The sequence below is a fragment of the uncultured Marinobacter sp. genome (assembly GCF_963974375.1).
Classification (GTDB): domain Bacteria; phylum Pseudomonadota; class Gammaproteobacteria; order Pseudomonadales; family Oleiphilaceae; genus Marinobacter.
In genome coordinates this window covers 1-6,414 of record NZ_CAXBDN010000253.1, presented here as the reverse complement: position 1 = coordinate 6,414, position 6,414 = coordinate 1, and the positions used below count along the sequence as shown (strand labels likewise).

The 6,414-nt window shown below is 59.2% G+C and carries 7 protein-coding genes; 3 read left to right on the top strand and 4 right to left on the bottom strand.

Annotated elements, in window-relative coordinates:
* The 4 genes from rsxC to metG form a co-directional block, all read right to left on the bottom strand.
* On the bottom strand, window positions 1-957 hold a 957-nt coding region (gene rsxC / locus AAC035_RS17310), incomplete at its 3' end, for an electron transport complex subunit RsxC (RefSeq protein WP_339806342.1).
* A complete protein-coding gene (gene rsxB / locus AAC035_RS17305) occupies window positions 957-1,547 on the bottom strand; it encodes an electron transport complex subunit RsxB (protein WP_339806341.1) in 591 nt (196 codons plus the stop codon). The genes rsxB and rsxC, both read right to left, overlap by 1 nt.
* Window positions 1,548-1,562: 15 nt before the next feature.
* Window positions 1,563-2,144, bottom strand: coding sequence for an electron transport complex subunit RsxA (rsxA, locus tag AAC035_RS17300; protein WP_339806340.1), 582 nt, complete (start codon window positions 2,142-2,144; stop codon window positions 1,563-1,565).
* A gap of 44 nt (window positions 2,145-2,188) precedes the next feature.
* Window positions 2,189-4,228 carry a methionine--tRNA ligase gene (gene metG / locus AAC035_RS17295; protein ID WP_339806339.1) on the bottom strand — a complete coding sequence of 680 codons (2,040 nt, stop codon included), beginning with the start codon at window positions 4,226-4,228 and terminating at the stop codon, window positions 2,189-2,191.
* Window positions 4,229-4,409: 181 nt separating this feature from the next.
* Between metG and apbC the strand changes: the two genes are divergently transcribed.
* From apbC to AAC035_RS17280, 3 genes are all read left to right on the top strand, one after another.
* On the top strand, window positions 4,410-5,510 hold the full coding sequence (gene apbC, locus AAC035_RS17290) for an iron-sulfur cluster carrier protein ApbC (RefSeq protein WP_339806338.1): 1,101 nt from the start codon (window positions 4,410-4,412) through the stop codon (window positions 5,508-5,510).
* A 122-nt stretch (window positions 5,511-5,632) separates the two neighbouring features.
* On the top strand, window positions 5,633-6,199 hold the full coding sequence (gene dcd / locus AAC035_RS17285) for a dCTP deaminase (protein ID WP_339806337.1): 567 nt from the start codon (window positions 5,633-5,635) through the stop codon (window positions 6,197-6,199).
* Window positions 6,200-6,284: 85 nt separating this feature from the next.
* Window positions 6,285-6,414 (top strand): DUF416 family protein (locus tag AAC035_RS17280; protein ID WP_339806343.1); only part of this gene is annotated, 130 nt, incomplete at its 3' end.

The window sequence follows — 6,414 nt, the reverse complement described above, 5'->3', positions numbered from 1 at the left end:
TGATGACTTTAAAGATAGAGAGCAGTGGGATAGAGATACATACCACTGGTTTAAGTTTCCCGGTTCAGAGACACCTTGGCCGGTGATGGTGGTGATGCGGGAAATGAGGGGCTCGCCCAGGTACACCGCCCGGCCAACGGCGACGGCGGTGCCTACGTTCTGACACATCACGCCGATATCGGCAGGTATGCCGCCGTGGGGAACCTCCATGCCGGTAACGATCTGTATCAGCTGTTTCTCGCCGCCGGAAGGGTACTTGGTGGGCACCACCAGGATCTCCGTCTGGCTGTCCTCGGCGGCGACACGCATGGCCGCAATGGCTTCGGGTTTGTTGGCCTCGATGGCCACCACGCACCGCTCCGGTCGCAGAATCCAGGCCATTATCCGCAGGCCGCCGATGATTTCGTTTGCCCGTTCCCGCATGGTCATATCATCAGCGGTGATGTAAGGCTCGCACTCGGCGCCGTTCAGAATCAGCGTGTCCACCTTGCGGTCCCGGGGTGGTCGCAATTTGATGTTGGTGGGAAAGCCGGCGCCACCCAGGCCGACAATACCGGATTCACGGATCCGCTCAAGCACGGCGTCCCGTTCCAGTTGCCGGTAGTCCGCGATGGGAGATCGCTCGCCCCAGAGGTCCTGGCCATCCGGTATCAGGGTGAGGCACCAGTCATCCATGCCCGAGGGGTGGGGGACCGGCAGTGGCTGAATGGACTCAATGGTACCGGAGGTCGGCGCGTGAACCGGCACGCCCACGCCGGTTTTGACGTCAGCAATTTTCTGGCCTTTGAGGACCTGATCGCCTGCATGGACCAGAGTTTCCGCAGGCTGGCCGATGTGCTGTTGCAGCGGCAAGACCAGTTTTTGTGGCAATCCGGCATACCGTATCGGGCGACCGGTGGACTGCTGTTTGTTTTCCGGTGGGTGAATGCCCCCGGCGAAATCCCACAGTTGGGTCATCAGGCGCTGACCTCCTGACGATCTGTTGCAATCAGACGGGGTGCCTGTGGCTGCGCAGGGGGTTGCCAGGTCCAGCTGCGGATGTCCGGCTCGATGGTGATCATGTCAATGCAGTCGACCGGACAGGGTTCCACGCACAGGTCACAACCGGTGCACTCGCTTTCGATCACCGTATGCATGTGTTTGGCAGCGCCGAGAATGGCGTCCACCGGACAGGCCTGAATGCATTTGGTGCAACCGATGCACTCATCCTCGCGGATGACCGCAACCCGGCGCGCCTGTTCCATGCCGTGCTCGGCATCCAGCGGCTGTGGCTCCACGTCGAGCAGGTCCGCCAGCGCCCTGATGGTGGCTTCACCACCAGGCGGGCATTTGTTGATGGCATCGCCGTTGGCAATGGCTTCGGCGTAGGGCCTGCAACCGGGGAAACCACACTGGCCGCACTGGGTTTGGGGCAGCAGCGCGTCTATCTGCTCCACCAGAGGATTGCCCTCAACCCGGAAGTACACCGCAGCAAAGCCCAGCAGGGCGCCGAACACCACAGCCAGTGACAGCAGCACAATAATGGCGATCAATACTCCGGTCCACATAACTTGCAACCTCCGTCAGACGCCAACCAGGCCGGTGAAACCCATAAAGGCCAGCGACATCAGCCCGGCGGTAACCATGCCAATGGCAGCGCCGCGGAAAGCCACCGGGACATCAGCAACGGCAATCCGCTCGCGCATGGCGGCGAACAGCACCAATACCAGCGAAAAGCCGGCAGCGGCGCCAAAACCGTACAGCACGGATTCAACAAAGTTGTTGTTTTTGTTGATGTTGAGCAGGGCAACACCGAGCACTGCGCAGTTAGTGGTAATCAGCGGCAGGAAAATGCCCAGCACCCGATACAGCAGCGGGCTGGTCTTGCGGACCACCATCTCGGTGAACTGAACCACCACCGCGATCACCAGAATAAAGGTGATGGTGCGCAGGAACGCCAGATCCAGCGGCTCCAGCAGATAGGTGTAGGCCAGATAGCTGCATACCGAGGCCAGAGTGAGCACAAAAGTGGTGGCCAGGGACATGCCCATGGCCGTCTCCAGCTTCCCGGACACCCCCATGAAGGGGCAGAGTCCGAGAAACTGCACCAGCACAAAGTTGTTCACCAGAATGGTGCTGACCAGAATCAGCAGGTATTCCGTCATCTGCAAAAGGCTCCAGTGCCCCGATCAGTCATCGCGAGCCGTGGTCACATCACCCGCATGCCGGGGCTGGCGCCGGAATCCGGAGACAGGATGAAAATATCCTTGCCGCCGGGACCCGCTGCCAGCACCATGCCTTCGGACATGCCGAATTTCATCTTGCGGGGCTTCAGATTGGCCACCATCACCGTTAACCGGCCTTCCAGCTCTTCGGGCTTGTAGGCTGACTTGATGCCGGCGAAGACGTTGCGCTCGCCGGCACCGATGTCCAGGGTCAGGCGCAGCAGCTTGTCAGCGCCTTCCACCTGTTCTGCTTTCACGATTTTTGCGACCCGCAGGTCCACTTTGGCAAAATCCGGGAACTCGATTTCGTCAGCCACCGGCTCTACATCTGCCGCTGTCGAGACAGGGGCTGACCCGGTGGCGGCAGGCAGTTCTTCCTTTGATGCCTCCAGCATTTTCTCGATCTGGGCCATATCGACCCGGTTCATCAGCGGGCTGAACTTGTTGATGCTGTGGTTTTCCAGCAGCTGGCTGCGGTTGTTCCAGTCCAGCGGTGTATTCAGGAAGTCGGCCGCCGCTTCGGCGGTCTTCGGCAGCACCGGTGCCAGATAGGTCATCAGCTGGCGGAACATGTTGAGGGCATTGGTGCAGATGGCCTGCAGTGCGTCGTCCTGGCCTTCCTGTTTGGCAATGACCCAGGGCTGCTCGTCGTTGACGTACTGGTTGGCGATGTCTGCCAGTTCCATGATGCGGCGCATGGCACGACCGAAGTCCCGGGCCTCGTAATGGGCTTCGATGTCCTGGCCAGCCTCAATGAAAGCGGCCAGTTTGTCGGTTTCGGTCACTGTGCCGAGCTTGCCGTCGAAGCGTTTGCTGACAAAGCCGGCGCAGCGGCTGGCGATGTTCACTACCTTGCCTACCAGATCGGAATTCACCCGGGCGGCAAAATCTTCCAGATTCAGGTCCATGTCGTCGACGCCGGAGGTGAGTTTGGCGGCGAAATAGTAGCGCAGGTACTCCGGATTGAGATGGTCCAGAAAAGTCCGGGCCATGATGAAGGTGCCCCGGGACTTGGACATTTTCTTGCCATTGACGGTCACGAAGCCGTGGGCCCAGACCGCGGTCGGCGTGCGGAATCCGGCGTCATGGAGCATGGCGGGCCAGAACAGGGCGTGGAAGTTGATAATGTCCTTGCCGATGAAGTGGTAAACCTCGGCGGTGGAGTCCGCTTTCCAGAAATGATCGAAGTCGATGCCTTCGCGGTCGCACAGGTTCCTGAAACTGGCCAGGTAGCCAATTGGTGCGTCCAGCCATACATAGAAGAACTTGCCCGGCGAGTCGGGGATCTCGAAGCCGAAATAGGGCGCATCGCGGCTGATATCCCACTCCTGCAGACCGGCATCGAGCCATTCCGCCAGTTTGTTGGCCACCTGGGGTTGCAGCGTGCCGCTGCGGGTCCAGTTGGCGAGGAAGTCGGTGAAATCCGGCAGTTTGAAGAAATAGTGCTCCGACTGCTTCTCGACAGGGGTGGCACCGGAGACCGCTGAACGGGGGTTGATCAGCTCGGCAGGGGTGTAGGTGGCGCCGCAGGCCTCGCAGTTATCACCGTACTGATCTTCGGCCTTGCACTTGGGGCAGGTGCCCTTGATGAACCGGTCCGCCAGAAACATTTCCTTTTCCGGATCATAGAACTGGGTGATCTGGCGGGTGGCTATGTGGCCGTTTTCCTGAAGCTTGCGGTAAATGTATTCGGAAAAGTAGCGGTTCTCTTCGGAGTGGGTCGAATAGTAGTTATCGAAGCGGATGTTGAAGCCCGCGAAATCTTCCTGATGCTCCTGGCGAATGCGATCAATGAGCTGTTCAGAGGTAATACCCTCGCGCTCGGCCCGCAGCATGATGGCGGTACCATGGGCATCATCGGCGCAGACGTAGTAGCAGTTCTGGCCGCGCATTTTCTGGTAACGGACCCAGATATCAGTCTGAATGTATTCCAGCAGATGGCCAAGGTGAATCGGGCCATTGGCGTAGGGCAGGGCGCTGGTGACCAGAATATCGCGCTGTTGCTGTGAACTCGCTTGCGTCATGATAATGTCCGGACCTTGAGTGAACGTTGTGCTGTGGACGTTGTACGGAGCACCGGTAACCGGAGCGCCATATAGTCAGAAACGGGCACAGATGATACCTTTCAGGCGTCAAGTTTTCATCTGTCAGGGCGTGTTTTTACGTCAGTTTCGCCCTGACTGTGCAACTATTTTGGAGATCGGAATGGCACAGATTTCACAGCAGGCGCTTGAGGCGGCGGTCCGGCACTATCAGGATCCTTACCTCGGGCAGGATTTGTACGCGCTGGGAGCCGTGAAATCCCTCAGGGCAGACGACTCGGGTGCGGTCAGCCTGGAAGTGGAATTGCCCTATGCCAGTGCCGGCATCGCCGGGGGCCTGCGACAAATTGTCGGCAATGCCCTGGAACTGGTGGACGGGGTGACCGGCGCCGAGGTCAGTGTCCGTCAGCGCATCCATTCCCACAAAGCGCAAAAAGACCTGCAGGCCATCGGCGGGGTGAAGAACATCATCGCGGTGGCGTCCGGCAAGGGTGGCGTCGGCAAGTCCACCACAGCGGTCAATCTGGCGCTGGCGCTGGCAGCGGAAGGTGCCCGGGTCGGTATTCTGGATGCGGATATCTACGGTCCCAGTGTCGGTATGATGCTGGGCATCCCGGAGGGGCAAAAGCCGAAGACGAAAGCCAACAAGTATTTCGTGCCCATCGAGGCCCATGGCGTCCAGGCCATGTCCATGGCCTTTCTGGTCAATGACAACACCCCCATGGTGTGGCGCGGCCCCATGGTCAGCGGGGCAGTGCTGCAGCTGCTGAATCAGTCCCTGTGGAACGACCTTGATTATCTCATCGTGGACATGCCTCCGGGCACCGGTGATATCCAGCTGACTCTGGCCCAGAAAGTTCCCGTTACCGGAGCGGTAATTGTCACCACCCCCCAGGACATCGCACTGCTGGACTGCAAGAAGGGCATCGAGATGTTCCGCAAGGTGGATATTCCGGTGATCGGCGTGGTCGAGAACATGAGCGTTCATATCTGCAGTAACTGCGGCCATGAGGAACCCCTGTTCGGCCACGGTGGTGGTGAGCGGGTGGCAACGGAATACCAGACCGAATTGCTGGGGCAGTTGCCGCTGCATCTGACCATTCGTGAACAGACCGACGGCGGCACCCCCTCAGTAATCGCCGAACCGGACTCCGAGGTGGCCCGCCGCTACCGGGATATCGCCCGCAAGGTGTCGGCGCAGCTGTCCACCAGGGCCCGCAACACCAGCGGCCCGATCCCGAGCATTTCCATCAGCGAGGATTAAAGCGGTCATAGCGGTTTGTGCGCTTTGCCGTAGGGCGCTGCTACGGTTAAACTGTGGCGCCTTAATTTGCCGAACGGGTGATTTGCCATAACCCGGCGAACCAACCAGATGAGACCGCAGCGATGAGCATCAAGTCAGACAAGTGGATCCGCAGAATGTCCGAGCAGCACGACATGATCGAGCCGTTCGAGCCGGGACAGGTCCGGGAGACTTCCCGGGGCCGGGTGATTTCCTACGGTACCTCAAGCTACGGCTACGATGTGCGGTGCAGCAACGAATTCAAGATTTTCACCAACGTTCATTCCGCGACGGTGGATCCGAAGAATTTTGACGAGAACAGCTTCGTCAATTACACCGGCGATGTCTGCATCATACCTCCCAACTCCTTTGCGCTGGCCCGTACCGTGGAGTATTTCCGGATTCCCCGCAGCGTACTCACCATCTGCCTCGGCAAATCCACCTACGCCCGTTGCGGTATTATTGTCAATGTGACGCCGCTGGAGCCGGAATGGGAGGGCCAGGTGACCCTGGAGTTTTCCAATACCACTAACCTGCCGGCGAAGATTTACGCCAATGAAGGCGTCGCCCAGATGCTATTCTTTGAATCTGACGAGATCTGCGAGACCAGCTACAAGGATCGCGGCGGCAAGTACCTGGGTCAGACCGGCGTTACCCTGCAGCGAGCCTGATCGCCAGCTCAATCGTCAAATGCCCGGTGTATTGATCCTCAATGCACCGCTTGTGTGTTTCCCATAAGAATTGCAGGAGCAGAGTGTGAACGCCAATCAGTTCCTGAAAGCGCTTGAACAGCTGCAGGGGTGGCGGGAATGTGCGTTCCTGCTGGCTCTGGCCGAGCGCGGATTTCCCAACTATGCGTTGTTCAGTGAGGCCATCGGAGGCAAGG

What these genes read in the sequence shown, in the direction of transcription:
- rsxB (WP_339806341.1), bottom strand. Translation starts at nt 1,547, where the DNA reads ATGTGGACCGGAGTATTGATCGCCATTATTGTGCTGCTGTCACTGGCT.
- rsxA (WP_339806340.1), bottom strand. Translation starts at nt 2,144, where the DNA reads ATGACGGAATACCTGCTGATTCTGGTCAGCACCATTCTGGTGAACAAC.
- metG (WP_339806339.1), bottom strand. Translation starts at nt 4,228, where the DNA reads ATGACGCAAGCGAGTTCACAGCAACAGCGCGATATTCTGGTCACCAGC.
- apbC (WP_339806338.1), top strand. Translation starts at nt 4,410, where the DNA reads ATGGCACAGATTTCACAGCAGGCGCTTGAGGCGGCGGTCCGGCACTAT.
- dcd (WP_339806337.1), top strand. Translation starts at nt 5,633, where the DNA reads ATGAGCATCAAGTCAGACAAGTGGATCCGCAGAATGTCCGAGCAGCAC.